The organism is Halomonas urmiana (assembly GCF_005780185.1).
Classification (GTDB): domain Bacteria; phylum Pseudomonadota; class Gammaproteobacteria; order Pseudomonadales; family Halomonadaceae; genus Halomonas; species Halomonas urmiana.
The window spans coordinates 71,408-97,203 of sequence record NZ_VBUI01000015.1 but is presented as its reverse complement, the minus strand read 5'-3'; the positions used below and the strand labels follow the sequence as shown (position 1 = coordinate 97,203).

The 25,796-nt window shown below is 69.1% G+C and carries 25 protein-coding genes; 4 read left to right on the top strand and 21 right to left on the bottom strand.

Features of this window, described 5'->3' with window-relative positions:
- Positions 1-14: 14 nt before the first annotated feature.
- From fabF to FEI13_RS10985, 7 genes are all read right to left on the bottom strand, one after another.
- On the bottom strand, positions 15-1,253 hold the full coding sequence (gene fabF, locus FEI13_RS11015) for a beta-ketoacyl-ACP synthase II (protein ID WP_138181586.1): 1,239 nt from the start codon (positions 1,251-1,253) through the stop codon (positions 15-17).
- Positions 1,254-1,451: 198 nt separating this feature from the next.
- A complete protein-coding gene (gene acpP / locus FEI13_RS11010) occupies positions 1,452-1,685 on the bottom strand; it encodes an acyl carrier protein (protein ID WP_008956801.1) in 234 nt (77 codons plus the stop codon).
- Positions 1,686-1,814: 129 nt separating this feature from the next.
- The gene (gene fabG / locus FEI13_RS11005; RefSeq protein ID WP_138181585.1) at positions 1,815-2,558 is read right to left on the bottom strand and encodes a 3-oxoacyl-ACP reductase FabG; all 744 of its coding nucleotides are present in this window, start codon (positions 2,556-2,558) and stop codon (positions 1,815-1,817) included.
- A gap of 30 nt (positions 2,559-2,588) precedes the next feature.
- Entirely contained in the window at positions 2,589-3,560 is a 972-nt protein-coding gene (gene fabD, locus FEI13_RS11000) for an ACP S-malonyltransferase (protein WP_138181584.1), read from the bottom strand.
- Positions 3,561-3,565: 5 nt separating this feature from the next.
- Entirely contained in the window at positions 3,566-4,687 is a 1,122-nt protein-coding gene (gene plsX, locus FEI13_RS10995; RefSeq protein WP_138181583.1) for a phosphate acyltransferase PlsX, read from the bottom strand.
- Between the two features lie 38 nt (positions 4,688-4,725).
- The gene (gene rpmF / locus FEI13_RS10990; RefSeq protein ID WP_108446852.1) at positions 4,726-4,896 is read right to left on the bottom strand and encodes a 50S ribosomal protein L32; all 171 of its coding nucleotides are present in this window, start codon (positions 4,894-4,896) and stop codon (positions 4,726-4,728) included.
- A gap of 32 nt (positions 4,897-4,928) precedes the next feature.
- Entirely contained in the window at positions 4,929-5,456 is a 528-nt protein-coding gene (locus FEI13_RS10985; RefSeq protein WP_138181582.1) for a YceD family protein, read from the bottom strand.
- A gap of 129 nt (positions 5,457-5,585) precedes the next feature.
- On the opposite strand from FEI13_RS10985, the gene FEI13_RS10980 reads away from it, so the two are divergent.
- A complete protein-coding gene (locus tag FEI13_RS10980; protein ID WP_138181581.1) occupies positions 5,586-6,173 on the top strand; it encodes a Maf family protein in 588 nt (195 codons plus the stop codon).
- A gap of 256 nt (positions 6,174-6,429) precedes the next feature.
- Here the strand turns inward: FEI13_RS10980 and sppA are convergent, their stop codons facing one another.
- From sppA to FEI13_RS10965, 3 genes are all read right to left on the bottom strand, one after another.
- The gene (sppA, locus tag FEI13_RS10975; protein ID WP_138181580.1) at positions 6,430-7,503 is read right to left on the bottom strand and encodes a signal peptide peptidase SppA; all 1,074 of its coding nucleotides are present in this window, start codon (positions 7,501-7,503) and stop codon (positions 6,430-6,432) included.
- A 71-nt stretch (positions 7,504-7,574) separates the two neighbouring features.
- Positions 7,575-8,225: an HAD-IA family hydrolase gene (locus FEI13_RS10970; RefSeq protein WP_138181579.1), complete on the bottom strand. Its 651-nt coding sequence runs from the start codon at positions 8,223-8,225 to the stop codon at positions 7,575-7,577.
- A gap of 11 nt (positions 8,226-8,236) precedes the next feature.
- Positions 8,237-9,184: an RluA family pseudouridine synthase gene (locus FEI13_RS10965; RefSeq protein ID WP_138181578.1), complete on the bottom strand. Its 948-nt coding sequence runs from the start codon at positions 9,182-9,184 to the stop codon at positions 8,237-8,239.
- A gap of 565 nt (positions 9,185-9,749) precedes the next feature.
- Here FEI13_RS10965 and rne point away from each other — a divergent pair.
- On the top strand, positions 9,750-13,106 hold the full coding sequence (gene rne, locus FEI13_RS10960; protein ID WP_138181577.1) for a ribonuclease E: 3,357 nt from the start codon (positions 9,750-9,752) through the stop codon (positions 13,104-13,106).
- A 115-nt stretch (positions 13,107-13,221) separates the two neighbouring features.
- Here the strand turns inward: rne and murB are convergent, their stop codons facing one another.
- Genes murB through FEI13_RS10920 form a run of 9 tightly spaced genes read right to left on the bottom strand, consistent with a single transcriptional unit; the run spans position 13,222 to position 21,876 of the window.
- On the bottom strand, positions 13,222-14,235 hold the full coding sequence (gene murB, locus FEI13_RS10955) for a UDP-N-acetylmuramate dehydrogenase (RefSeq protein WP_240036498.1): 1,014 nt from the start codon (positions 14,233-14,235) through the stop codon (positions 13,222-13,224).
- Entirely contained in the window at positions 14,232-14,708 is a 477-nt protein-coding gene (locus tag FEI13_RS19470; protein WP_240036497.1) for a low molecular weight protein-tyrosine-phosphatase, read from the bottom strand. Before FEI13_RS19470 ends, murB begins: the two co-directional genes overlap by 4 nt.
- A complete protein-coding gene (gene kdsB / locus FEI13_RS10950) occupies positions 14,708-15,511 on the bottom strand; it encodes a 3-deoxy-manno-octulosonate cytidylyltransferase (protein WP_138181575.1) in 804 nt (267 codons plus the stop codon). The genes FEI13_RS19470 and kdsB overlap by 1 nt, the downstream gene beginning before the upstream one ends.
- On the bottom strand, positions 15,511-15,720 hold the full coding sequence (locus tag FEI13_RS10945; RefSeq protein WP_138181574.1) for a Trm112 family protein: 210 nt from the start codon (positions 15,718-15,720) through the stop codon (positions 15,511-15,513). Before FEI13_RS10945 ends, kdsB begins: the two co-directional genes overlap by 1 nt.
- A gap of 19 nt (positions 15,721-15,739) precedes the next feature.
- On the bottom strand, positions 15,740-16,777 hold the full coding sequence (gene lpxK, locus FEI13_RS10940) for a tetraacyldisaccharide 4'-kinase (RefSeq protein ID WP_138181573.1): 1,038 nt from the start codon (positions 16,775-16,777) through the stop codon (positions 15,740-15,742).
- Entirely contained in the window at positions 16,774-18,516 is a 1,743-nt protein-coding gene (gene msbA / locus FEI13_RS10935; RefSeq protein ID WP_138181598.1) for a lipid A export permease/ATP-binding protein MsbA, read from the bottom strand. Before msbA ends, lpxK begins: the two co-directional genes overlap by 4 nt.
- Entirely contained in the window at positions 18,516-18,938 is a 423-nt protein-coding gene (locus FEI13_RS10930) for an ExbD/TolR family protein (RefSeq protein WP_138181572.1), read from the bottom strand. The genes msbA and FEI13_RS10930 overlap by 1 nt, the downstream gene beginning before the upstream one ends.
- Positions 18,935-19,648 carry a MotA/TolQ/ExbB proton channel family protein gene (locus FEI13_RS10925; RefSeq protein ID WP_138181571.1) on the bottom strand — a complete coding sequence of 238 codons (714 nt, stop codon included), beginning with the start codon at positions 19,646-19,648 and terminating at the stop codon, positions 18,935-18,937. The genes FEI13_RS10930 and FEI13_RS10925 overlap by 4 nt, the downstream gene beginning before the upstream one ends.
- Before the next feature lie 38 nt (positions 19,649-19,686).
- The gene (locus FEI13_RS10920) at positions 19,687-21,876 is read right to left on the bottom strand and encodes a ComEC/Rec2 family competence protein (RefSeq protein WP_138181570.1); all 2,190 of its coding nucleotides are present in this window, start codon (positions 21,874-21,876) and stop codon (positions 19,687-19,689) included.
- A gap of 122 nt (positions 21,877-21,998) precedes the next feature.
- On the opposite strand from FEI13_RS10920, the gene FEI13_RS10915 reads away from it, so the two are divergent.
- Complete coding sequence (locus FEI13_RS10915) at positions 21,999-22,541, top strand: DUF2062 domain-containing protein (protein ID WP_138181569.1); 543 nt, start codon at positions 21,999-22,001, stop codon at positions 22,539-22,541.
- Between the two features lie 63 nt (positions 22,542-22,604).
- Here the strand turns inward: FEI13_RS10915 and FEI13_RS10910 are convergent, their stop codons facing one another.
- The gene (locus tag FEI13_RS10910; protein ID WP_420841589.1) at positions 22,605-23,327 is read right to left on the bottom strand and encodes an ABC transporter ATP-binding protein; all 723 of its coding nucleotides are present in this window, start codon (positions 23,325-23,327) and stop codon (positions 22,605-22,607) included.
- A 7-nt stretch (positions 23,328-23,334) separates the two neighbouring features.
- Positions 23,335-24,576, bottom strand: a complete 1,242-nt coding sequence (locus FEI13_RS10905; RefSeq protein ID WP_138181567.1) for a lipoprotein-releasing ABC transporter permease subunit — start codon at positions 24,574-24,576, stop codon at positions 23,335-23,337.
- A 143-nt stretch (positions 24,577-24,719) separates the two neighbouring features.
- Between FEI13_RS10905 and FEI13_RS10900 the strand changes: the two genes are divergently transcribed.
- Positions 24,720-25,775: an agmatine deiminase family protein gene (locus tag FEI13_RS10900; RefSeq protein ID WP_138181566.1), complete on the top strand. Its 1,056-nt coding sequence runs from the start codon at positions 24,720-24,722 to the stop codon at positions 25,773-25,775.
- The last annotated feature ends 21 nt before the right edge of the window (positions 25,776-25,796 follow it).

Below are 25,796 nucleotides of genomic sequence, written 5' to 3'. Positions count from 1 at the left end.
CGCGCCCCCCGGACTCACACCTTGCTGAAGATCAGCGTGCCGTTAGTGCCGCCGAAGCCGAAGGAGTTCGACAGGCTGATGTCGATCTTCATGTCGCGCGCGGTGTGCGGCACGTAGTCGAGACGGCAGCCATCCTGGGGGTTGTCCAGGTTGATCGTCGGCGGCGCGACCTGATCGCGAATCGCCAGGACGCTGAACACCGCCTCCACGGCACCTGCCGCCCCCAGCAGGTGGCCGATCATCGACTTGGTGGAGCTGACCGCGACCGACCGGGCGGCCTCGCCCATCACCTGCTCGACGGCACGGCTCTCGGCGAGGTCGCCGGACGCGGTCGAGGTGCCGTGGGCGTTGATGTAGTCGACGGCCGAGGGATCGATGTCGGCATCCTTGATGGCGTTGCGCATGGACCGGGCGGCCCCGCGGCCATCTACCGGCGGCGCCGTCATGTGGTAGGCGTCGTCGCTCATGCCGAAGCCGGTGAGCTCGGCGTAGATGGTCGCCCCGCGGGCCTTCGCCTGCTCGTACTCCTCGAGCACCACCACCCCGGCGCCGTCGGAGAGCACGAAGCCGTCGCGATCACGATCCCAGGGGCGGCTCGCCGCCTCGGGATCGTCGTTGCGCGTGGACAGCGCGCGGGCCGCCGAGAAGCCGCCGAGGCCCAGCGGCGTGGTCGCCATCTCAGCGCCACCGCAGACCATCACGTCGGCGTCGCCATAGGCGATGGTGCGCGCGCTGTAGCCGATGTTGTGCGTACCGGTGGTGCAGGCGGTGGTGATCGCGATATTGGGGCCGCGGAAGCCGTGCTGGATCGCCAGATTCCCGGAGATCATGTTGATGATCGAGCCCGGCACGAAGAACGGCGAGATCCGGCGCGCCCCGCCTTTGTTAAGGGCGTTGTGATTGTGCTCGATCATCGGCAGACCGCCGATGCCCGAGCCGATGGCCACCCCGATACGATCGGCGTTCTCTTCGGTGCACTCGATCCCGGCATCGGCAATCGCCTGGCCGCCCGCCGCCATCCCGTACTGGATGAACAGATCCATCTTGCGGGCGTCCTTGGGATTGAGATAGGGACTGATGTCGAAGTCCTTCACCGACCCGCCGAAGCGCGTATTGAAGGCGCTGACATCGAAGTGTTCGATGGGAGTGATACCGCTCTTGCCGGCCAGGATATTGGCCCAGCTCTCCTTGACGGTATTTCCCACCGGCGTGACCAGACCGAGCCCGGTCACCACAACCCTTCTACGAGCCATCAGCTTTCCTCCAGACAACCTTGGTGACACGACCCCGTGGCGGGATCGTCATTGCGCGCATTATACCCGAGTCTCCTCGACCTGTGCGGGCTCGGCAAGTTCCCGGCGCGCATAGCACGAGAGCCGTCCTGCCTCGGCAGGACGGCTCTCCTCGGGGCACTGCCCCGGACGCTTCAGAAAGCGGTATCGACCGCCACCTTACTGGTGGGCGTTGACGTAGTCGATGGCTTCCTGAACGGTAGTGATCTTCTCGGCTTCCTCGTCGGGAATCTCGGTGTCGAATTCTTCTTCGAGCGCCATCACCAGCTCGACGGTATCCAGGGAATCCGCGCCGAGGTCCTCGGTGAAGGAAGAGGAGTTCTGGATGTCTTCTTCCTTGACGTTCAGACGCTCAGCCACAACCTTCTTAACGCGCTCTTCGATGGTGCTCATTATGACTACTCCAGTCGTTCACATTGGCCGTTCGGAAACCAGCCGTTAAAGATCCAGATCCGCTAGCCGGAAGCTGCGGGGTAGTTTATAGACGCCCCGGGGTCGGCGCAACCGCCTCCCCCGATGGCCTCAACGCATGTTCATGCCGCCGTTGACATGCAGGGTTTCGCCGGTGATGTAGCCCGCCGTCTCGCCGGTCAAAAAGCCCACCGCCGCCGCGATCTCCTCGGGATCACCGAGTCGTGACAGGGGAATCTGGCCGAGCAGCATCTTGTGCTGCTCCTCGGGCAGCGCCTCGGTCATGTCCGTGGCGATGAACCCCGGCGCCACCGCATTGACGGTGATAGCACGCGAGGCCACCTCACGGGCCAGCGCCCGGGTGAAACCCTCCATGCCCGCCTTGGCGGCGGCATAGTTGGTCTGCCCCAGGTTGCCCATGGTGGCCACTACCGAGCTGATCGAGACGATGCGTCCGAAGCGAGCCCGGGTCATGCCGCGCAGGCAGGCCTTGCTGACGCGATAGACGGACTTGAGATTGGTGTCGATCACCGAATCCCACTCATCCTCCTTCATGCGCATCAGCAGGTTGTCTCGAGTGATGCCGGCGTTGTTGACCAGGATGGTCGGCGCCCCGAACTCCTCGGTGATCGCCTTGATCAGGGCATCGACACTGGCCTGGTCGGTGACGTCCAGCTTGCGGCCGGCCCCCTCGATGCCCGCCGCGGCGAGATCGGCATCGATCCGCTCGGCCCCGGCATCGCTGGTGGCGGTGCCGATCACGATGCGACCCTGGCGCCCCAGCTCGTGGGCGGTGGCGCGGCCGATGCCGCGACTGGCCCCGGTGATCAGGGCGACTCTACGCTCGGTTGTCATGGTCTCTTCCGTCTACGTCCTGAAGATGGATCAGCCATTGGCCGACGGCGACTGGCCGGCGGCTTCCCTGGCCAGTTCGAGGGCCGCAGAGAGACTGTCCGGGTCATTGACCGCCAGCCCCTTGCTGCCCCGTGCAATGCGCTTGTTGAGGCCGGTGAGCACCTTGCCGGGCCCGCACTCTATAAGCACCTCGGCGCCCCGCCCGGTCATGGCCTCGATGCAGGCGGTCCAGCGCACTGGCTGATAGAGCTGCTCGATCAGCCGGGTGCGAAGGGTCTCCACATCGGCATGAGCCTGGGCATCCACGTTCTGATAGACCGTGTAGCGCGGCGCGCGCAGCTCGATCTCCTCCATCGCCGCCGCCAGGCGCTCGGCGGCCGGGCGCATCAGCTCACAGTGGGACGGCACCGACACGGGCAGCGGCATGGCACGCTTCGCCCCGGCCTCCTGGCAGGCCACGATGGCTCGCTCGACCGCCGCCTTGCTGCCGGCGATCACCACCTGACCGGGGGCATTGTAGTTGACCGCGGCGACCACGTCGCCGTCCGCGGCACGGGCGCAGGCCTGCTCGACGGCGGCGTCGTCCAGACCAAGGATCGCCGCCATGGCGCCCTCGCCCACCGGCACGGCCACCTGCATCGCCTCGCCGCGCAGCTTCACCAACCGCACGCCCTCGGCGAACGTCAGGGCACCGGCACACACCAGGGCGCTGTACTCGCCCAGGCTATGACCGGCCATGGCCACGGGCCTCGGGCCCTCCAGCTCCTGCCAGACACGCCAGATCGAGACGCTGGCGGTGAGCAGCGCCGGCTGGGTGCAGGCCGTGGCGTTGAGCGCCTCGGCCGGCCCTTCCTGAACCACCTGCCAGAGGTCGTACCCCAGGGCGTCGGAAGCCTCCTCGAAGGTGGTACGCACCACGCTGTAGCGCTCCGCCAGCTCGCGCAGCATGCCGATCTGCTGCGAGCCCTGCCCGGGAAAGATGAGGGCAAGGGATTGTGTCATGTCGATCACCTTTGCGCTTGTTGACTGTCGTCGATGCCGGTCGCACCCGGCAGGATCGGACCTTGATGTCCGGATCCGCTCTCGACTCGACCGACGGCGGCCGAATCGACAGAGGACCGTCGATGATCCAGTTCAGCGGCCAGCCGACTCGGCAGGTCGTGACTGACTTCGTCGGCCGCGCGCTGGACCGCGAAGCGAAAGCCCGTGGCATCGGCGCCACCATGACTCTTGATCACGATCCCGGCGAGCCCCAGCAGGCTGGCCCCATTGTAGCGAACAGGATCGAGCTCGCCCTTGAGGCGCCGCAACGCCGGCCGGGCCAGCAGCCCCACCAGCCGACTGCTCCAGTGGGCCTCGAAGGTCGCCTGCACCCGCTCCACCAGCAAGCGTGCCAGGCCCTCGCTGGCCTTGAGCACCGCGTTGCCGACGAAGCCGTCGCAGACCACCACGTCGGCGGCACCGCTGAAGACTCCGTCGCCCTCGACGTAGCCGAGGTAGGTGATGCCGGGATGCTGCCGTAGCCAGGCATCGGCCTCGCGCACGCTGGCGGTGCCCTTGGTACCCTCGACACCGACATTGAGCAGCGCCACCCGAGGAGCGGCGAGGCCGTCCACGTGGCGTGCCATGACCTCGCCCATCAGGGCGAAGTCGACGAGCCGCGCGGCGCTCGCCTCGACGTTGGCCCCCAGGTCAAGCAGATAGCAGCGCCGCCGATCGCGAGTGGGAATGGCGGTGCTGATCGCCGGCCGCGGGATGCCCGCCACCGTGCCCAGGGCACGCCGCGCCAGGGCCATCAGGGCGCCGGTATTGCCGGCACTGACTCCGGCTAGCGCACCACCGGTGGCGATACTGTCGAGCATCCTGGCCATGCTGGTATCGGCCCCGTGGCGCAGCGCCTCGCTGGGCCGCTGCGCCTGGCGGATCACGCCAGGCGCATCGCTGACCCGCAGACGCGCCGCCGCCGCAGCAAACTGCCGCGGCAGACGGGCGATCTCATCACTGAGCCGTTCGGCGGGGCCGAACAGCTGGAGCTCTAGATCCGGGTCGGCGTTGACCGCCTGGGCGGACCCCATGACGACGGGGCGGGGACCGAGGTCCCCGCCCATCGCGTCGATGGCAATCCGCACGTCAGCGGCCAGCCACTACCACTCTCGCCGTCGTCGTCTTAGACGTCGACGACCTTACGGCCACGGTAGAAGCCGTCCGGCGCCACGTGGTGACGCAGGTGAGTGGTACCGGTTTCCTTGTCCTGGGACAGGGCTGCCGAGGTCAGGGCGTCGTGGCTACGGCGCATGCCGCGCTTGGAACGGGTCTTGCGGTTCTGTTGAACTGCCATGGGTTGTCACTCCAGAGTGAAACGAGGGTGTATCAGAGTTTGCCCTTGATCTGCCGCAGCACATCGAAAGGGCTCGCCGGGGCGTCGGCCGACGCGTCGGTCGCCTCCCCGCTGGTCAGCTGGTCGCGCGAGACTGGACACTCGGCCTCGTCGTGGTAAACCACCTGGGGCAGACTGAGAATGATCTCATCCTCGACCACCGCCATCAGGTTCAGCTGTTCGTTTTCCACCAGCACCGGTTCATGGGTGCTCGGCAGCTCGGCGGCCAGGGCGTCGCTGGTGACCATCCCCAGCCGGAAATCGCTCTCGACGCGCTGCGCCATGGGCTGGAGGCAGCGGCGGCAGGGAATCTGCAGCTCGGCTTCCAGGTGGCCGCGAATCTCCCGGCGCCCCTGGGGATCGATGGCGAAATCCAGCCACACCTGAGCGTCGCCGGACTGGGCGCCGACTTCGTCTTCGAGTCGGGCCAGTTCGGCGAGCGCCACCAGGCCTTCCAGGTGTTCGGCACGGGCCGCGAGCTTGTAGGGCTCGACCCTGCCGGGGAGTCTTGAGGTCAACATAGGCGCGCAATGATAGGCACTCCCCCTTCCCCTGTCAAAGCCGCCATCGCACCGGGTTACAATGGCCAGACGGCGCGCTCGGCGTCATCGTGCATTCCGTTCACTCGACCCACCGCAGAGGAAGCCTTCATGCCCCGCCTGGTGCTTGCCTCGGGCTCTCGCTGGCGCCGCCAGCTGCTCGACCGCCTCGCCCTCCCCTATGCCTGGGAGAGTCCCGATATCGACGAGACACCGCGCCCGGGAGAAGCGCCCGAGACGCTGGTGCATCGCCTGGCGCTGGCCAAGGCCGAGCGGCTGGCGGCGACCCACCCCGACCACCTGATCGTCGGCGCCGACCAGGTAGCGCTGTTCGAGGGCGAGATCCTCGGCAAGCCAGGCAGTGAGGCCACCGCCCGCGCCCAGCTGGCGCGCTTCTCCGGCCGGCGGGTTCGTTTTCTCACCGGCCTGGCGATGATCGACACCGGCCATGGCCGGCATCGCGTCTGTCACGACAGCTATGAGGTGGTATTTCGTCGACTCGACGAGCGAGAGATCGCGACCTATGTCGCCCGGGAACAGCCGCTGGACTGTGCCGGCAGCTTTCGCATGGAGGGCCTGGGCATCACGCTGTTCGAGCGCCTCGAGGGCGATGACCCCAACACCCTGATCGGCCTGCCGCTGATCCGGCTCTGCGCGATGCTCCGCGAGGCAGGCCTCGACCCGCTCGGCGAGCCGTAAGCCGTAAGCCGTAAGCTGGAAGCTGGAAGCTGGGAGCTGGAAGCTGGGAGCTGGAAGCTGGAAGCTGGAAGCTGGGAGCTGGGAGCTGGAAGCTGGGAGCTGGGAGCTGGAAGCTGGAAGCTGGAAGCTGGAAGCTGGAAGCTGGAAGCTGGAAGCTGGAAGCTGGAAGCTGGAAGGCAGCATATCGCCACCCATCGAGTGACCAGGGGCTTTCTTCAAGCTTCCAGCCGCGAAGCGGCGCTCTTCCAGCTTCAAGCTAGCGAAGCTGGTAGCGTACCGGCGCCGCGGCCTGCGGGAGCCCCACCCACTCGGCGGCGACCCGACCGAACCGGCGGGAGATCCGCTCCAGGGGATCCAGGCGCGGCGTGTAGTCCTGCAGCCGCGCCTCGTCGAAGCGTCGCGCCAGGGTATCCAGGCTGCCCAGCTCATCCACCAGGCCGAGCTCCCGGGCCTGCTCGCCCGTCCAGATCAGCCCGCTGAAGAGCCGCTCGTCATCGGCCAGTCGGTCGCCGCGCCCCGCGCGGACGTCGTCGATGAACTGCTGGTGGGTGGTGGCCAGCACCTCCTGCCAGAACTGACGTTGGGAGCGGGAAATATCGGAGAAGGGATCGAGGAAGGCCTTGTTCTCTCCGGCGGTGAAGACTCGCCGCTCTACCCCGAGGCGCTCGATGGCCTCCTCGAAGCCGAAACCGGCATGGATCACCCCGATAGAGCCCACCAGGCTGGCCGGGGCGGCAATGATCTCGTCGGCCGCCGCCGCCACGTAGTAGGCGCCGCTGGCCCCGATGTCCTCGATCACCGCGATGATGTTCTTGTCGCCCTGCTCGCGCAGCCGCATCACCGCATCGAAGATGCGCTGGGACTGCACCGGGCTGCCCCCGGGACTATTGAGATGCAGCACCACCGCCTCGGCCTGATCGGCCTTCCAGGCCCGCTCGAGCCCCTCGATGACGCGCTGGGCGCTGGCCGGCGACTCGCTGTCGATCACGCCTTTGACCTCGACGACGCCGAGGTGCCGCCCGGCAGGCGCCGATGCACCCGGTGCCAGGAAGAGCCCATAGAAGGTGGTCGAGAGCGAGGCGAGGATCAGCAGCGCGAAGAAGAAGCGGAAGAACAGCTTCCAGCGCCGCGAGCGGCGCTGCTCGACCAGCACGCCGTCGATCCAGCGATCCATCATCGCGAGCTGAGCCAGGCGCTGGCGCTCGCGCAGCGTCTCGGCATCCTCGTCGCCAGACGACGCGGCATCGGCCGACGCCCGCTCACGCGCCTGCTCGGGCGTCAGCTCCGGGCCCGTCGTCCAGCGATCGTCCCGCTTGTCGTCGTCACTCATGGCAATGCAATCCTTCCCTTGATAGGCGGGTCGTGAACGAGCTGACCGTGGCGGACCTGGACATCAAGGTCCTAGCCGTGCAGCCAGTCGAAGAGCTCGGGCACCGTCTCGGCGGTGAGCACCGGGCGGCTGGCGGCCAGCCGGACCGGGGCATGCACCCCCCAGGTCACCGCGATGCGGTCCATGCCCAGCGCCCTGGCCATCTCCAGATCGTATTCCGTATCGCCGATCATCACCGCCTCGCCGACCTCGACGCCGAGCTCGACGAGGAGTTCCTCGAGCATGCGAGGGTGCGGCTTGGAGAGGGTCTCATCGGCGGTACGACTGGCATGAAACCAGTCGCCGCTGCCGCTTTCGCGAAAGATGCGATCCAGCCCGCGGCGACTCTTGCCGGTGGCCACCGCCAGGCGCTGCCCTTCCCGTCCGCACAGCCGGGCGAGTCCCGTCTCGACGCCCGGATAGAAGAGCATCGGCGTGACATCGCCCTCGACGAAGTAGTAGGCGTAGCGGGCCCTGAGCAACTCGGCCCGCTCGGCATCGATGCCGGGACAGAGCGTGACGATGGCCTCGGGCAGGCCGAGGCCGATGATGTTGCGGACCGCGCCTGCCTCGAGCTCGCCCCAGCCTGCATCCCGGGAGGCCGCCTGCATGCAGGAGACGATGCGGGCGATGGAGTCCATCAGGGTGCCATCCCAGTCGAAGATGGCCAATCGATAGCGCATGAAGTCTCCTGTCAGCGAGAGTGGCGCGCTCGGGCGAGTGCCGCCTCGAGATCGTCGGGGAGCGGCGCCCTGATCTGCACGGGACGGCCGCTGGTGGGTTCGGGAAAGGTCAGCGAGGCGGCATGCAGGAAGAGCCGGGGCACGCCGAGCCCTGCCGCTAGGCGCTGGCTCTCGCGGCTGCCGTACTTGTCGTCCCCGAGCAGCGGATGCCCGGCATGGGCGGCGTGCACGCGGATCTGGTGCGTCCGCCCGGTGACCGGCTCGGCCTCGATCAGGGTCACCTTGTCGAAGGTCTCGCGCACCGCGAAGCGGGTGCGGGCCACCTTGCCGGCCGACTCCACTCGCACCCGCCGTTCGCCGTTGCCCAGTTCATAACGATCGAGCCGGGCGCTGACGAAGTCGCGACGCGCCGGCCAGCGCCCGGCCACCAGGGCCAGGTACTGCTTGTCCATGCGATGCTGCTTGAGCGACTCGTTGAGCGCCAACAGCGCCGGTCGTGACTTGGCCAGCAGCAGGCAGCCGGAGGTATCGCGATCGAGGCGGTGCACCAGCTCCAGGAAGTCGAGATCCTCGCGCACCTGGCGCAGCGCCTCGATCAGGCCGATCTTGACCCCGCTGCCGCCGTGCACGGCGAGCCCCGAGGGCTTGTTGATCACCAACCAGTCGCGCCCCTCCACCAGCACGCTGCCGGCCAGCAGGTTGCGCAGGTTGTCGCTGACCTCGCGCACCGCCTCCCGGGGCGTGAGGCGCAGCGGCGGGATACGCACCAGATCGCCCAGCACCAGGCGAGTATCCGCCTTGACGCGCTTCTTGTTCACCCGCACCTCGCCCTTGCGCACGATGCGGTAGATCAGCGCTCGCGGCGCCCCCTTCATGCGCGTCAACAGGAAGTTGTCGACCCGCTGGCCAACCTGACCCTCGGTCACTTCCACCCACTGCACGTCGCGCCCTTCGGCCATGCCGCCACTCCACTGAAAACCCGCTCGAAAGGCGCATTCTAACGCAGTGTGCACCATCCTGCGCCAATTGCTGGCCACCCCCGTTACTGGTATATTACCAGCTCGCCTCAATGGGTCGTGACGACCCGATGAGTGCGCCTGCACGACAGACACGCAGGCCGAGGCGAAAAGATCGGGCCGCGAAGATCCTCGCCAATCCGAGGTCCCGCCGCCGACAAGCAAACGATACTACGCCACGCCCGGCTCCGATCGCGCCCGCAGCGGCACGACCGGAGATCCAGGGATACGTACAACAACGTGCCGGAGGCCGGCGTTGGCGAATCGATGAATGCCAGGTGTTGGCGGTGACCGCAGAACCGGATGGGCGATGTCCCACCGTGACATGTCCTGCCACCGCCCCGTACTCAACATGATCATGCCGCGTCGGATCCATCGTGCAAGGATGCTCCGGGGCGGCCGGGCGCTATACCGCATCCGCGACATGCGCTGAGCACAGGCACGCTGCAGCCAGCGGTTCGCCTCCGTCGTTGACCACCATCCGGCACGTCCATATTTGTGAGACGACATGAAACGGATGCTCATCAATGCGACCCAGCCGGAAGAGCTGCGCGTCGCGCTGGTCGATGGACAACGCCTCTACGACCTGGACATCGAGTCCGGTGCCCGGGAACAGAAGAAAGCCAACATCTACCGCGGCAAGATCACCCGCGTTGAACCCTCCCTCGAAGCCGCCTTCGTCGACTTCGGTGCCGACCGCCACGGCTTCCTGCCCCTCAAGGAGGTCTCCCGCGACTACTTCCTGAAGGAGCCCTCCGGACGCCCCAGCATCAAGGAGGTGCTCAAGGAAGGTCAGGAAGTGATCGTCCAGGTCGACAAGGAGGAGCGCGGCAACAAGGGCGCGGCGCTGACCACCTTCATCAGCCTGGCCGGCCGCTTCCTGGTGCTGATGCCCAACAACCCGCGGGCCGGCGGCATCTCGCGTCGTATCGAGGGAGAGGAGCGCAGCCAGCTCAAGGAAGCCATGGGCCAGCTGACCGTGCCCGACAAGATGGGCCTGATCGTGCGCACCGCCGGCATCGGCCGCTCTCCCGAGGAGCTGCAGTGGGACCTCGACTACCTGGTCCAGGTGTGGGAATCGATCACCGAGGAGGCCGGCAAGCGCGCGGCGCCTTTCCTGATCTACCGCGAATCCAACGTCATCATCCGCGCCATGCGCGACTACCTGCGCCAGGACATCGGCGAGGTGCTGATCGACAGCGAGGCGATCCACCAGGAGGCGCTGGCCTTCATCCGCCAGGTGATGCCCTCCTACCAGCAGAAGATCAAGCTCTACGTCGACGAGGTCCCGCTCTTCTCGCGCTTCCAGATCGAGTCGCAGATCGAGACCGCCTACGAGCGTGAGGTCAAGCTGCCCTCGGGCGGCTCGATCGTCATCGACCACACGGAGGCGCTGGTCTCCATCGACATCAACTCGGCACGCGCCACCCGCGGCAGCGATATCGAGGAGACCGCCCTGCAGACCAACAGCGAGGCGGCCGACGAGATCGCCCGCCAGCTGCGCCTGCGCGATATCGGCGGTCTGGTGGTCATCGACTTCATCGACATGAGCCCCGCGCGTAACCAGCGCGAGGTCGAGAACCGCATGCGTGACGCGCTGAAGCTCGATCGCGCCCGGGTGCAGATCGGGCGCATCTCACGCTTCGGCCTGATGGAGATGTCTCGCCAGCGCCTGCGCCCATCGCTCGGCGAGACCAGCGGCGTGGTCTGCCCGCGCTGTGACGGTCAGGGCACCATCCGCGACGTGCGCTCCATCTCGCTTTCCATCATGCGCCTGATCGAGGAAGAGGCCATGAAGGATCGCAGCGCCCAGATCCGCGCGATCCTGCCGGTACCGGTCGCCACCTACCTGCTCAACGAGAAACGCAGCGTGCTGGCCGACATCGAGCGCCGCCAGGACGTCCGCGTGGTGATGCTGCCCAATCCCGACATGGACACGCCCCACTACGACGTCCAGCGCCTGCGCGACGACCACGTCGACGAGGAAGGCACCTCCAATCTCTCCAGCTTCGAGCTCTCCACCGAGAGCGAAGTGGGCAAGGAGCCCGAGGCCGCCTTCGGTAAGCCGGTCCAGCGCGTCGAGGCCGCCGTCAAGACGGTGATCCACCACGAGCCGGCTCCCGCCTCCCTGCAGAAGGAAGAGGAGCAGGCGCCTGCCCCGGCCGCCGCCAAGACGCCCACGGCCAGCAAACCCAGCGCGCCTAAGGCCTCCAGTGCCAAGGCATCGGCCGCCAAGGCGCCGGCCGCGCTGCCGGCCGCCGAGCCCGAGGGCGGCGTCCTCGGTCGCCTGGTCAAGGGGCTGGCCAAGCTGCTCGGCGGTGATGACACCTCCGCCGACCAGGAGAAGACGCCCGCCGCTCGCCGCAGCGAGTCGTCGACCGACAGCGACCAGACAGCCCGCAAGCCCGCCCCGCGTGACGAGGATCGCGGCAGCCGTGGCGGTCGCCAACGTCGTCAGCGCAGTGACGAGCGTCGCAGCAATGCTCGCCAGGAGGGTGGCCGCGATCAGGGCAAGGCCACCGGCACCGAGGGACGCGACAACCGCGGCAACCGTGGCGGCCGTGGACGTGGCCGCCAGGACGACAACCGCCAGGCAGCGAACCAGCAGGAAGCGCCCAAGGGTCAAGATGACAAGCCGCGTGACGACAAGTCCCGCGAGGACGCGCGCCGCCAGAAGCCGAGCGACAAGCCGGCCGAGAAGGTCGCCGCCGACAAGCCGAGCGACAAGCCGGCCGAGAAGGTCGCCGACAAGTCGAGCGAGAAACGCGCTGACAAGCCGAGCGACAAGCCAGCCGAAAAGGTCGCCGACAAGTCGAGCGAGAAACGCGCTGACAAGCCGGCCGCCAGCGAGCCGGTCGATGATGGCAAGCCGAAGCGGACCCGCAACAATCCGCGCAACCGCACCCGCAAGCACGCCCTCAACCCCAAGGCCGAGGCCGAGCAGCAGCGCCTGCAGGCGGAAGCCGCCGAGGCGCCCCAGGCCGAGCCGGTAGCGACCGACGCCAAGGCCGAGCCGCAGCCCGCCGAGGCCAAGGCCGAGCAGAATCCGACCGAGGCCAAGGCCGAGCAGAATCCGACCGAGGCCAAGGCCGAGCAGAAGCCGACCGAGGCCAAGGCCGAGCAGAAGCCGACCGAGGCCAAGGCCGAGCAGAAGCCGACCGAGGCCAAGGCCGAGCCGCAGCCCACCGAGGCCAAGGCCGAGCCGCAGCCCACCGAGGCCAAGGCCGAGCCGAAGCCGACCGAGGCCAAGGCCGAGCCGAAGCCGACCGAGGCCAAGGCCGAGCAGAAGCCGACCGACGGCAAGGCCGAGCCGAAGCCCACCGAGGCCAAGGCCGAGCCGAAGCCGGAGCAGAAGCCCACCGAGACCAAGGCCGAGCCGAAGCCGGAGCAGACGCCCGCCGAGACCAAGGCCGAGCCGCAGCCGGAGTCGAAGCCCGCCGAGAACAAGGCCGACAAGAAAGCCGACGCAAGGCCCGAGCCGAAGCCCGCCGAGCCGAAGCCGGCCGCGCCGAAGCCCGCCGAAGCCAAGGCTGACGCGAAGGTTGAGGAAAAGGCTGAAGAGAAGCCCGAGCCGAAAGCCGCCGAGGCCAAAGCTGACGCGAAGGTTGAGGAAAAGGCTGAAGAGAAGCCCGAGCAGAAGCCCGCCGAAGCCAAGACCGACGCGAAGGCCGACGCGAAGGCCGAGGAAAAGGCCGAGGAAAAGGCCGAGGAAAAGGCCGAACAGCCGGCCAAGGCCAAGGCGAAAGACGAGCCTCAGCCCGCCACCAAGGCCTCTCGCCGCCGGGGGCGTCGCGCGCATAACGATCCGCGCGAGATTCGCCGCCGCGAGCAGGAGGCCAAGGCCCAGGAGGGCAAGAAGGGCTGATCCCTGCCCTGCCCCAACGACAACACCCGCAGCCATGGCTGCGGGTGTTGTCGTTTAGGGTCGCGGTCGGCCCGATATGCGAGCGAATGCGCCTAGCGGCCCTTCGCCTATGACCCTAGGCGCCGGCCCACCTAGGCTCACGCTCGAGACTCACACCGAAGCACGCCTTCACCCGGGCGGCCACCTCGCCGGCGAAGCCGAGCAGCTCGTCGGCGCTGCCGCCTCCGAAGTGCACCAGCACCAGGGCCTGGCGCTCATGCACGCCGAAGTGGCCCTGGCGCCATCCCTTCAGCCCGCAGCGATCGATCAGCCAGCCGGCCGCCAGCTTGACGCGCCCATCGGGCTGGGGAAAGTGCGGCATGGTGGGATGCTCAGCCAGCAGTCGGCGGGCGCGCTCACCATCGATCAGCGGGTTCTTGAAGAAGCTGCCGGCGTTGCAGAGCGTCGCCGGATCGGGGAGCTTCTCGCGGCGGATCGCACAGACCGCCTGGGCCACCGCCAACGCCGTCGGCTCGGCATCGAGCCGGCTGGCCAAATCGCCATAGCCAAGCCGTGGACGCGGCGTGCGCGACACGCGTAGCACCAGCCGCGTGATCACCACCCGACCCGTTAGCGCGCCCTTGAAGACACTGTCTCGGTAGCCGAAGGCGCAGTCGGCCGCCGACAGCACCGCCTCGCGGCCGTCGTCGAGGTGGACCAGGTGCACCGCCTCGAGCAGGTCGCTCAGCTCGACCCCGTAGGCGCCGATGTTCTGGATCGGCGCCGCCCCGCAGCGGCCGGGAATCAGCGCCAGGTTCTCGGCGCCCCAGAGCCCACGCTGTGCCAGGGCTATCACCAGCGCGTGCCACTCCACGGCCGCCTCGGCATGCACGAGCGCGCCGTCACCCTGCTCCTCGAGCCACCACCGCGCCATGGCCGGCTGGATCACCAGCCCCGGCAGCCGCTCGGGCAGGATCAGGTTGCTACCGCCCCCGAGCACCGTCAGCAGCCAGTCGTGCCGACGCGCCAGGGTCAGCGCCTCGCGCAGCTCGGCCGGGGTCGCCGGCGCGGCATGGCGCTCGGCGACGCAGGGCAGCCCGAGCGTATTGGCATCGGTCAGCGAGTGATCGGCGTGGAGCGCCAGGCTCAAGGCGTGGCCTCCAGGCGCGAAACGATATCGGTCACGAGCCCCCGGGAAGCCGCCTCGACTAGGTCCAGCACCGCCTCGAAGCCGCCCTCGTCCCCGAAGTAGGGATCGGGCACGGCGCGCTCGGGCCAGCCGGCGAAGGCGAGGAACAAACCGACGACCGCCTCGCTCGACGCGGGGCGCCGCGCCTCGATGGCGGCGAGGTTGTCGTGGTCCATGGCGAGCACGTAGTCGAAGCGCTCGAAGTCCTCGGCGGCGAGCTGCCGCGCCCTGAGCTCGGAGAGGTCGATTCCGCGTCGCAGGGCCGCCTCTCGGGCACGGGCATCCGGTGCCTTGCCGACGTGCCAGGGGCCGATGCCGCAGGAGTCGACCTCGACCCGCGAGGCCAGGCCGGCCTGCTCGAGATGAGCGCGGAAGACCCCTTCCGCGGTGGGCGACCGGCAGATGTTCCCCAGGCAGACGAAGAGCACACGCATCAGGCACCTCCCGAGCGGTCTTGGCCATCGAGCAGCGCGCGGACCCGTGCGAGGTCCGCCTCGGTATCGACGCCGGCCGGATGGGGCACCTGGGCCAAGGCGACCTGGATGACGTGGCCGTGGTGCAGGGCGCGCAGCTGCTCGAGCTGTTCGAGCTGCTCCAGCGGCGACGGGGGCCAGTCGCGATAATCGGCGAGAAAGCCCGCCCGATAGGCGTAGAGGCCGATGTGGCGCAGCCAGGCGTCGGTCTCGAGCAGCTCGGGACGCCGGGCGAAGGCCCCACGATCCCAGGCCTCTCTATCCCAAGGAACAGGTGCCCGTGAGAAGTAGAGCGCCCGCCCGGAGAGCGAGCGCACCACCTTGACCGCATTGGGGTTGAAGAGCGTCTCGACGTCGCCGATCGGCTCGGCGAGGGTGGCGATGGAGGCCTCGGGATCGTCGATCAGCCTCGCGGCGACCTGGTCGATCAGCACCGGCGGAATCAGCGGCTCGTCGCCCTGCACGTTGACCAGCACGGCATCGTCGGCCAGTCCCAGGCGCTCGGACACTTCCGCCAGGCGGTCGGTCCCTGAGGGGTGATCGTCACGCGTCATCACGACCTCGGCGCCGAGAGGCTCGAGGGCCTCGCGGATGCGTTCATCGTCGGTGGCCACCACGACCCGCGCGGCGTGACTCTCGCCGGCACGCCGCCAGACATGAGCCACCATGGGCTCGCCGGCGATCTCGGCCAGCGGCTTGCCGGGCAGGCGCGAGGAGGCATGGCGCGCGGGAATCACCGCGATGAAGGAGTCGGCGTCGCCCATCACGCCTCCCCCGTGCGTCCCGGCGAGTCGTGCAGCGTCTCGTCGACGCTCATGGCCCGCGCCTCTTCCGGCAGCATCACCGGGATGCCGTCGCGAATCGGGTAGGCGAGGCCATCGAAGCGGCACTCGAGCTCCAGGGCCTCGCGGTTGTACTTCAGCTTGCCCTTGCACAGCGGGCAGACCAGCATTGCCAGCAGTTCCTTGTCCATGACTCCCCCTCGTGGTGATTCAGTTCGCCGCCCGGGCCTCGCCCGGCGTCGGATAAGATGATGACAGGGTGTCCAGCCGTTGCGCCAGCCAGGCACGGAAGGCGGCATCGGGGCTCGCCTCCACCTCGAGGACCCAGCTCCCGTCGGGCGCCAGGCCCCGGCACTTCACCGCGTCCTTGGCGGTCATCACCAGCGGCCGGTCGTCGCCGAAGGCCAGGTCCTCGGCCGTGTAGCGGTGGTGATCCGCGAAGGCATGTGGCGTCGCCTCGACACAGAGCGCTGCCAGGGTCGCGAAGAAACGTGGCGGATGGCCGATGCCAGCCAGGGCGTGCACCGCCCCCTCGAAGGGCAAGGGCGAGAGCGGAAAGCGCCGGCCATCCCCCAGGCGGCGCCAGGCGGCGGGTTCCAGGGCCATGACATGGGCCCCGGGGAGCGAGGCGAAGACCGGCGTGCCGTTGATCACCACCGCATCCACATGGTCGAGCCTCGAGAGCGGCTCGCGCAGCGGGCCCGCCGGCAGGCAGCGACCATTGCCGAAGCCGCGCCGCCCGTCGACCACCACTAATTCCAGGTCACGCCCCAGCGCCAGGTGCTGCAGGCCGTCGTCACTGATCAAGATATCGCAGCCCGCCTCGAGCAGGCGCCTCGCCCCGCGCGGCCGATCCGGATCCACCACCACCGGCAGGCCCGTCTGGTCGGCCAGCATGCGCGGCTCGTCGCCGCAGTCGGTGACCGGCGTGTGCGCGTCCAGCAGCAGCGGATAGCGTTCGCTGCGACCACCATAGCCCCGGGAGAGGATACCCGGAGACCATCCCCGCTCGGCCAGGTGGCGGGCCAGCCAGGCGACCAGCGGCGACTTGCCGGTGCCGCCCAGGGTGACGTTGCCGACCACGATCACCGGCATCGGGGCCTGCCATACCGGCTTGCGGCCCGACGCATAGGCCGCGGCGCGGCGGCGCACGGCCAGGCGGTAGAGCGCCTCCAGCGGCCGCAGGGCGCCAAGCCAGGCGTCACCGCGATAGGCCGCCGTCAACCAGTGCTCGCCGAGGCCGGTCATGCCGGCCCGGACTCCTGAAACTGCAGCCGGTGCAGCGCCGCGTAGGCGCCGTCGCGGGCCAGCAGTTCGGCGTGGGAGCCCTGCTCGATGATCTCGCCCTGTTCCATGACCAGGATCCGGTCGGCCCGCTCGATGGTCGAGAGCCGATGGGCGATGACGAAGGTCGTCCGGCCGCGACACACCTCCTCCAGGGCCGCCTGGATATAGCGCTCGGATTCGGTATCCAGGGCCGAGGTGGCCTCGTCGAGCACCAGCAGGGGAGCATCCTTGAAGATCGCCCGGGCGATGGCCAGGCGCTGGCGCTGGCCGCCGGAGAGCATCACGCCGTTCTCCCCCACCACGCTGTCGTAGCCGTGCGGCATGCGCTCGATGAACTCGTGGGCATGGGCGGCCCGGGCGGCGGCCTCGATGGCCGCGGGGTCGGCCCCCGACACGCCGTAGGCGATGTTGTCGGCGATGCTCGCGTTGAACAGCGTGACCTGCTGGGAGACCAGGGCAATCTGGCGGCGCAGCGGGGCCAGGCGGTAATCGCCCTGCTCCACTCCATCGATCAAGAGTCGCCCCGCCGTGGGGCGGTAGAAGCGCGGCAGCAGGCCGACGAGGGTCGACTTGCCGCTGCCGGAGCGGCCGACGATGGCGACCATCTCGCCGGGCGTCACCTCCAGATCGATGCCCTTGAGCACCTCGGGCTGGTCGTCGCCGTAGGCGAAGCGCACGCCCTCGAAGCGGATCCGCCCCTCGAGTCGACCGGGCTCATGGGTGCCGGTGTCGCGCTCGGGGGGCTCCTCGAGTAGCCCGAAGAGCTCGCCGGCGGCGGCGATGCCCTTCTGGATCTCACTGTTGATCTCGGTGAGCTGTCGCACCGGCTTGGCCATCAGGGCGGCGGCAGTGATGAAGGCGACGAATTCGCCCGGCGTCATCTCGTCGAGCAGCGCTGGCGACATGGCGAGCCACACCAGCAGCGCCAGCGACAGCGCCACTAGCAGCTGGATCACCGGAGTGCTGGTAGCCTTGGTCAGCGCCTCCTTCATGCTCTGGCGACGATTGACCTCGCTGGCCTTCTCGAAACGCGCCTTCTCGAAGCCCTCGGCCCCATGGGTGCGCACCACCCGATAGCCCGAAAGCGCCTCGGAGGCAACGTGGGTGACGTCTCCCATGGAGCGCTGGATACGCCGCGAGATACGCCGGAAGCGCTTGCTGGCATAGCTGACCACGCCACCGATCAGCGGTGTCACGGCCAGAAACAGGAGCGTCAGCATCCAATTGGTCCACAGCAGGTAGACCACCAGGCCGATCACGAAGAGCCCCTCGCGCAACAGGATGGTGACCGCCTTGGTGGCGGCCCCGGTGACCTGCTCGACGTGGTAGGTGACACGGGAGATCAGTTGTCCCGTGGAATGGGCGTCGAAGAAGCGTCCCGGCAGGTGAAGTATGTGGTTGAAGACGTCGCAGCGCAGCACGTGGACCAGATTGCGCGCCACGCAGCTCATGAAGTAGGTGCCAAGGAAGGTGCCAAGGCCACGCGCCGCGAACATGCCCACCACGAACAGCGGCAGGAACAGGCGGAAGGCCGCGTCCGGGTTCTGGATGCCGTCGATCAGCCGCTTCATCATCTCGGCCAGGGCGGTGCTCGAGGCGGCATAGATCACGTAGCCGAGGATCGCCAGGGCGAAGGCACGCCAGTAGGGCTTCACGTAGCCCAGCAGGCGCTTGTAGAGGGTCCAGCCGGAATGTTCGATCACGGTGTCTCCGCTTGGGGGGTTGCAACGGCCTCGGTGGCGATCCGCACGTGCCGGATCTCGAGACCGGCGGCCCGATCCAGCACGCGTACCACGTCGGCATGGGCGGCCCGCCCGTCGGCCTCCACCACGAGGCCGTGTTCGCGGGCCTGTTCGGCCTCTGCCGCCAGGGCATCGCCCAAGGTCCCGGCAGTGTGGACCCGCTCGCCCAGGCGATACTCGCCCGCCGCCGTGACGACCAGCGTCACCGGCGCGGCCTCCATCGGCTGGCCGCTCGCACTCTCGGGGAGCTCGAGCTCCAGCGCCTGGCGGGTCTCGAAGGTGGTCGAGACCATGAAGAAGATCAGCAGCAGGAAGACCACGTCGATCAGCGGCGTGAGGTTGACCTCCACCGGATCGCGTCGTCGCCGGGGGAATCTCACGACGGCTTCACCCGCGGCGCGATGCGCCCGTCCGCCTCACGACGCTCGTCGCCGCGCGCCGCCGGGTGCGCCTCGTCGGCGTGGCGTTCGGCGAGCACCAGCTCGCCCGGATAGTGGGCCAGGTACTCGACCACCTGGCCGGCCTGCTCCTCCATGCGCACGGTGATGTCCTCGACCCGGCGCTGGAAGTAGCGATGGAACATCAGCGCGGGAATCGCCACGGTGAGGCCCGCCGCGGTGGTCACCAGCGCGCGGGAGATGCCGCCGGCGAGATCCGCGGTGCGACTCGCCCCGTCGCCGCTGACGATCACCGCAAACACCTCGATCATGCCGACCACGGTGCCCAGCAGGCCGATCAGCGGGGTGATCGCGGCGATGGTGCCCAGCGGGCTCAGGAAGCGCTCCATGTCGTGGATCACCGCGGTCGCCGCCTCCTGCAAGCGGGCGCGCACCTGCTCATGACCGAGCCGGGCGTTGCGCAGTCCGGCGGCGAGCACGCCGCCCAGCGGCGAGTGCGCCTCCAGCCAGTAGAGATTCACCTGCCCGCGCGCCACCAGGTGGCAGACCTCCTGGCCAAGCCCGCGGGGGGCAATGCGGCGCGCGCGCAGGGTCCACAGCCGCTCGATGATGATCACCGAGGCCAGCAGCGAGCAGCCCAGCAGCGGCACCATCAACCAGCCGCCGGCGATCAGGGCATCCATCATGTCCATGGCACTCTCCCCGGGTAGGGCCGGCCCGCGGGCCGGCATCAGTGGCGCGATTCTAACGCAAGGCAGCCGCCTCCGACACCGCCGCGCCGCCCGGCGGCCGGCCGCTCGGCGGTGAGCGCCGGCCGCGCCTCGTCGCCGAACCAGAGGGTCACGGCACCGTCCTGGGCGGTGTTCCAGAGACAGCTGCCCACCGCCCGGAAGCGACGCACGACGGGATCCGCGGGATGGCCGAAGGCATTGTGGCGCGCCGCGCTGAAGATCACATGGCGCGGTGCCAGGCGCCGCACCAGCTGGAGCCCGGAGCTGGTGTCGCTGCCGTGGTGGCCCGCCACCAGCAGGGTGATCCCCGGCTCGATCTCGTCGAGAAAGCGTCGCTCGGCCTGGCGACCGACGTCGCCGGTGATCAGCAATCGCTGGGCCCCCGCACTGACCAGCAGGACGCAAGAGCGATCGTTGGCGGAGAGCTCGGCGGTCTCCCGAGGCGGCCACAGGATGCGAAAGCTTACCCCGCCGCGCTGCCAGCGGCGCCCCGCCGTGCAGGGCCTGGCCGGCAGCCCCAGGTCCTCGCCGGGGGGCGCCAGGACGCGTGCCACTCGATGCGCGTCGAGCAGTGCCGGCAGGCCGCCGGCATGGTCCTGGTCGGCGTGGCTGACGATGAGGTCGTCGAAGCGCTGGCCCACGTCATGAACTCGGACCCGCAGCTGTCCTTCGGCAAGCACCGGCGACGGGGCAGGCAGCCCCAGCGGCAGCAGCATCAGCGTCGCCGTGGCCGCCAGACGCAGACCCATCACGAGACCCGGCAGCGCCCACAGCAGGCCGGCCAGCCCCAGCGCCAGACCGACAGGTAGCACCCGCGACGGCGCCGGCTGCCACAGCGGCAGCCAGGCGACCGCCAGCTCCAGCAGCGCTGCCAGGGCATCGACCAGCAGGCCGAACAGGCTCCAGCAGAGCGCCGAGAGCGGGGGCAGCCAGGCGGTGAGCCAGCCTAGCAACCCGAGCGGTACGAGCAGCGTGCTGACCAGCGGCACGGCAATCAGATTGATCAGCGGCGCCGCAGGCGCCAGACGGTCGAAGGCCAGCAGCACCGCGGCCGCCATCACCGGCGCCAGCAGCAGCTGGGTGCGCACCAGGGCCCACAGCCATCCTCTCACTCCCCGCGGACGCGGCCTCCCCTGCCAGATCAGGATCAGCAGCGCCACGGCGGCGAACGACAGCCAGAGGCCGGGACGCCATGCCGAGAGCGGGTCGATCGACAGCACCAGGCCTAGCGCCAGCCACCAGGCCTGCCAGGGGCCGGGCGCATGTCGCCCGCTGGCCACCCAGAGCCCCACCAGGGCCATGATCATGGCGCGCAGCGCAGGCGGCTCCAGGCCGGCGAGCACGGCATACCCCGCCGCCGAGGCGGCGGCCAGCCACCAGGGCCACACCGCCAGGCGCCAGGCCCCGGGCGTCACCAGCCGGGCCACGCCCCGCGCCAGCCACAGGGCGAAGGTCGCCACCAGGCCGACGTGGAGACCGGAGATCACCACCAGGTGGGTGGTGCCGCTGGCGTTGAGCAGGTCCCAGTCGGCGCGCTCCAACCGCTCACTGGCCCCCAGGGTCAGCGCCGCCAGCCAGCGCGCCTGGCGACCCGCCAGCGCCTGGGCGTCGAGGTGCTCGAGAGCCTGTCGGCGCAGAGAGAAGCCGGCCTCGGCGAGCCTCTGCGGGGGTGGGTCGCGACGCACATAGCCGCTGGCCTGGATGCCCTCCCGCCTCAGCCAGGCGCCGAAGTCGAAGGTATCGGGATTGGCGAAGCCGGACGGTGGGCGCAGCCGCACCGTCAGCGCCCAGCGCTCACCCGCTACCAGCTCGGGGGCCTCGAAGAAGGACAGGCGCACCCGCGTCAGGTCGTCACAGGCCGGGACGCCGCTCGACAACGCACGGCACTCGTCCACCGCCATGACCACCCGCGCGAGATTCGCATCGCGACGCACCGAGTCAAACCGCCCCTCGAGGCGCAGCTCCTGGCGGGTCAGGCCGGCGGCGAGCTCACCGCCGCTCACGACCAGCAGCTGCACGGCGACCAGAACCGTTACCGCGAGCCCCAGCGCGAACCGCGGGCGGCGCGCTGCCAGGGCCGCCAGGAAGGCGACCGCGAGCAGCTCGGTACTTCCCGGCACGGCAAGATGCCCTCCCAGCACGCCAACCAGCACGGCGAGCGCCAGGGGCATGGCCAGACCCAGCGACATGATATCGTCCCTGAACGGCGGGCGGACGCCTCGCCCTCCGTCGCATCGGAGAGACGCATCATGGCGAGGCAGGCGACTTCTATGGATAATAGCTCGGGTTTCGACGCCGCGAGCTCGTCTTCATGCCGCGCAGACTCCTGCAGCGCTACCTGCCCCATCCCGACGCCCTCAGGCGCCGGCGTTCCCTGCGCGTGGTCGGCCACCTGATCGGCAATCCGTCGCTGTGGGTGCTGACAAGACGCAGCGTGGCCAACGCCTTCTCCGTGGGGCTGTTCAGCGCCCTGCTGCCGATCCCCTTCCAGATGCTGGTGGCCGCCATGGGCGCCTGGCTGGCGCGCTGCAACCTGCCGCTGTCGATCGGCCTGGTATGGATCACCAACCCACTGACCATGCCGCTGATCTTCTTCGGCAACTATCGCCTCGGCGCCTGGCTGCTGGACACGCCCGTGCGCCCGGCCCCGGATCGGATCTCCACCCAGTGGATCGCCGAGCAGCTCGTGGAGATCCTGCCGGCACTGGCGCTCGGGTCGCTGGTCGCGGCGGTGGTCACCGCCGCCCTGGCCAACCTGGCGATTCGCCTGATCTGGCGCTGGCAGGTGTCCCGCAGCTGGCGTCAGCGCACCCGCCGACGCCGCCGCTCGCGAGAGGCCACCCAGGAATCGTGACGTAAAACGCCAGCGGCCGGCGCCAGGACGCCGGCCGCTGCTTCATCGCGATACCGGGCGCGCTCAGGCGTGGGGAGGCTCCTCGACCAGGCGCCCGCCGTCGAGTTTGAGCACGCGATCCTGGTGGGCGGCAAGCCCCGGATCATGAGTGACGATCACGAAGGCACAGGCGGCGCTTGCCGCCAGCTCGTCCATCAGCGAGAGGATGCTCCCCGCGGTGGTCTGGTCGAGGTTCCCGGTGGGCTCGTCCATCAGCATCAGGCTGGGGTCGGTGACCAGCGCCCGGGCGATGGCCACCCGCTGGCGCTCGCCCCCGGAGAGCTCACCCGGCTTGTGATCGGCCCGATCGGCCATGCCGACGCGCGTCAGCAATTCCCGGGCGCGCTCCTCGGCGTGGCGCTTGCGCTGGCCGCGCACGATCAGCGGCAGGGCCGCGTTCTCCAGCGCCGTGAACTCCGCCAGCAGGTGGTGAAACTGGTAGACGAAGCCGATGTGGCGGTTGCGAAAGCGCCCCAGGTCGGCGTCGTTGAGCGCCAGCAGCGATTCGCCGGCGATGCACACCTCGCCGCGACTGGGCTGATCCAGCCCGCCCAGCAGGTTCAGGAGCGTGGTCTTGCCGGAGCCGGAGCTGCCGACCACGGCGACCCGCTCGCCGGCCTGCACCCGCATCTCCAGGCCGTCCAGCACGGTCAAGTCCCGCGGCCCCTCGCGATAGACGCGGGTCAGGTCGCGACACTCGAGCATCACCCGCTCCGCTCGGCTGGCCGCATCGGTCCGTGGCGTCATGGCCGTGTCACTCATAGCGCAGTACCTCGGCAGGCTGGACCCGCGCGGCCCGCCAGGCCGGATAGAGGGTCGACAGGAAGGTCAGGATGAAGGCCGCGGCGACGATGTTGCGCACATCGGACCAGATCAGGCGCGACGGCAGCTCGCTGATGAAGTAGACGCCGGCATCGAGGAAGTGGATGCCCAGGGTGCTCTCCACCCAGCCGATCAGGTCCGACACGGTGAGCGCCAACAGCACGCCCAGGGTGACGCCGACCAGGATGCCGATCACGCCGATCGCCAGCCCCTGGACGATGAAGATGCCCATGATCGAGCGCGGGGTGGCGCCGATGGTGCGCAGGATGGCGATATCGGCCCGCTTGTCGGTGACCACCATCACTAGGGTGGAGACGATGTTGAAGGCCGCCACGGCGATGATGACCGTCAGCAGCAGCGCGATCATGCGCTTCTCCATCTGGATCGCCTGGAAGAGATTGCCGTGGGAGTAGGTCCAGTCGATCCCCCGGTAGCCGGCACCGAGCTCGTCGATGATGGCGCGGGTCTCGCTGCCGGCGGCGAACAGGTCGTCGAGCTCCAGGCGCAGGCCGCCCACGGCGTCGCCCAGGCGCGCCAGGGTCTGCATGTCCTCGATATGGGCATAGGCCAGGGCGGCATCTAGGTCGGCGCCGACGCTGAAGATGCCGCTCACCGTGAAGCGCTTGAGCCGGGGGAACACCCCGGCCGGGGTGATCGATGCCTCGGGCACCAGCAGGGTGACGCGATCGCCCACCCCCACGCCCAGTCGACGGGCGAGAATCGAGCCCAGCACGACGTTCCACTCGCCCTCCTTCAGGTCGTCGAGTCGGCCCTGACGCATGTTCTCGTCGACGATCGACACGCGACTCTCCCAGGCGGGGTCGATGCCGTTGACCATGGCGCCCTCGTTGCGACCGCCCACCGAGAACATGCCCTGCTGCTCCACATAGGGGGCGGCGCCGATCACCCGCTCGCGCTCGACGAGGCGCTCGGCCAGGGACTGCCAACCGGTGAGACCACCCGGCGACTCGATCTTGGTATGCGGCACCATGCCCAGCACCCGGGTGCGCAGCTCATGGTCGAAGCCGTTCATGACGGAGAGCACCAGGATGAGCACCGCGACCCCGAGCATGAGGCCCAGCATGGAGGTCAGCGAGATGAAGGAGATGAAGTGGTTGCGACGCTTGGCCCGCACGTAGCGCAACCCGATCAGAAAGGGGAGACGGTCGAGCATGAGAACGTTCCTTGTCGGCGGGCGCCCATGGTACGGTTTTTTGCCCGCGCCTGCATCGCCGTCCCTGGCCGCTTGCGCGATGATTGCATCATTGACGACGGCAGCCTACATTGCGCCGTCACGACCCGCACGAGACTCGCCCCATGGCCCATTGCCTGCTCCCCGAATGGCATCCCCAGGATGCCGTGCAACTCACCTGGCCCGCCGCCGACAGCGACTGGGCGCCTCTGCTCGAGCGCATCGAGGCGACCCTGGAGGCCATGGTGGTGGCCATCGCCCGCTATCAGGCCGTGCTGATCGCCGTGCCGGACGCGGCCACCCGCAGCCACCTGACCCGGCGTTTCATCTGCCTGGGCGTCGACCCCGCCCGCCTGCGGCTGATGGTCGCCCCGGCCGATGACACCTGGGCCCGCGATCACGGCCCGGTCACCGTGGCCGAGGGCAATGCGCCGCGGCTGCTCGACTACGCCTTCACCGGCTGGGGCGGCAAGTACGAAGCCGCCCGGGACAACACCCTGACCCGGCGCCTGGCCGAGGCCGGCGCCTTCGCCTGCCCCCTCGCCTCGAGCGAGCTGGTGCTGGAGGGCGGCGCCATCGACACCGACGGCGAGGGCACCCTGCTGACCACCGAGGCGTGCCTGCTCAACCCCAACCGCAATCCCGAGCTCGATCGGGCGGCCATGGAGGCGCGCCTCAAGCAGGATCTCGGCATCACGCGGGTGCTGTGGCTGACCCACGGCCACCTGGAGGGCGACGACACCGACAGCCATGTCGATACCCTGGTGCGCTTCTGCGACCCGGCCACCCTGGCCTATGTGCGCTGCGACGACCCCGCCGACCCCCACTATCCGGCGCTCGCCGCCATGGAGGCGGAGCTCAAGGCCCTACGCCGCGCCGACGGCGAGGCCTACCGGCTGGTGCCCCTGCCCTGGCCGCGCGCCTGCCACGACCCGGTGGACGGCCACCGCCTGCCCGCCACCTACGCCAACTTTCTGATCATCAACGGCGCCGTGCTGGTCCCGACCTACGGCGACGCCGCCGATACCCGGGCGCTCAGCGCCCTGGCAAGCGCCTTTCCGGGCCGCGACATCATCCCCATCGACTGCCTGAGCGTGATTCGCCAACACGGCAGCCTGCACTGCCTGACCATGCAGCTGCCCGCCGGCAGCCTGGCTGCCCAGGATACACCCGTTGCCTGACGCAAGAGGCGCCGGGGACAG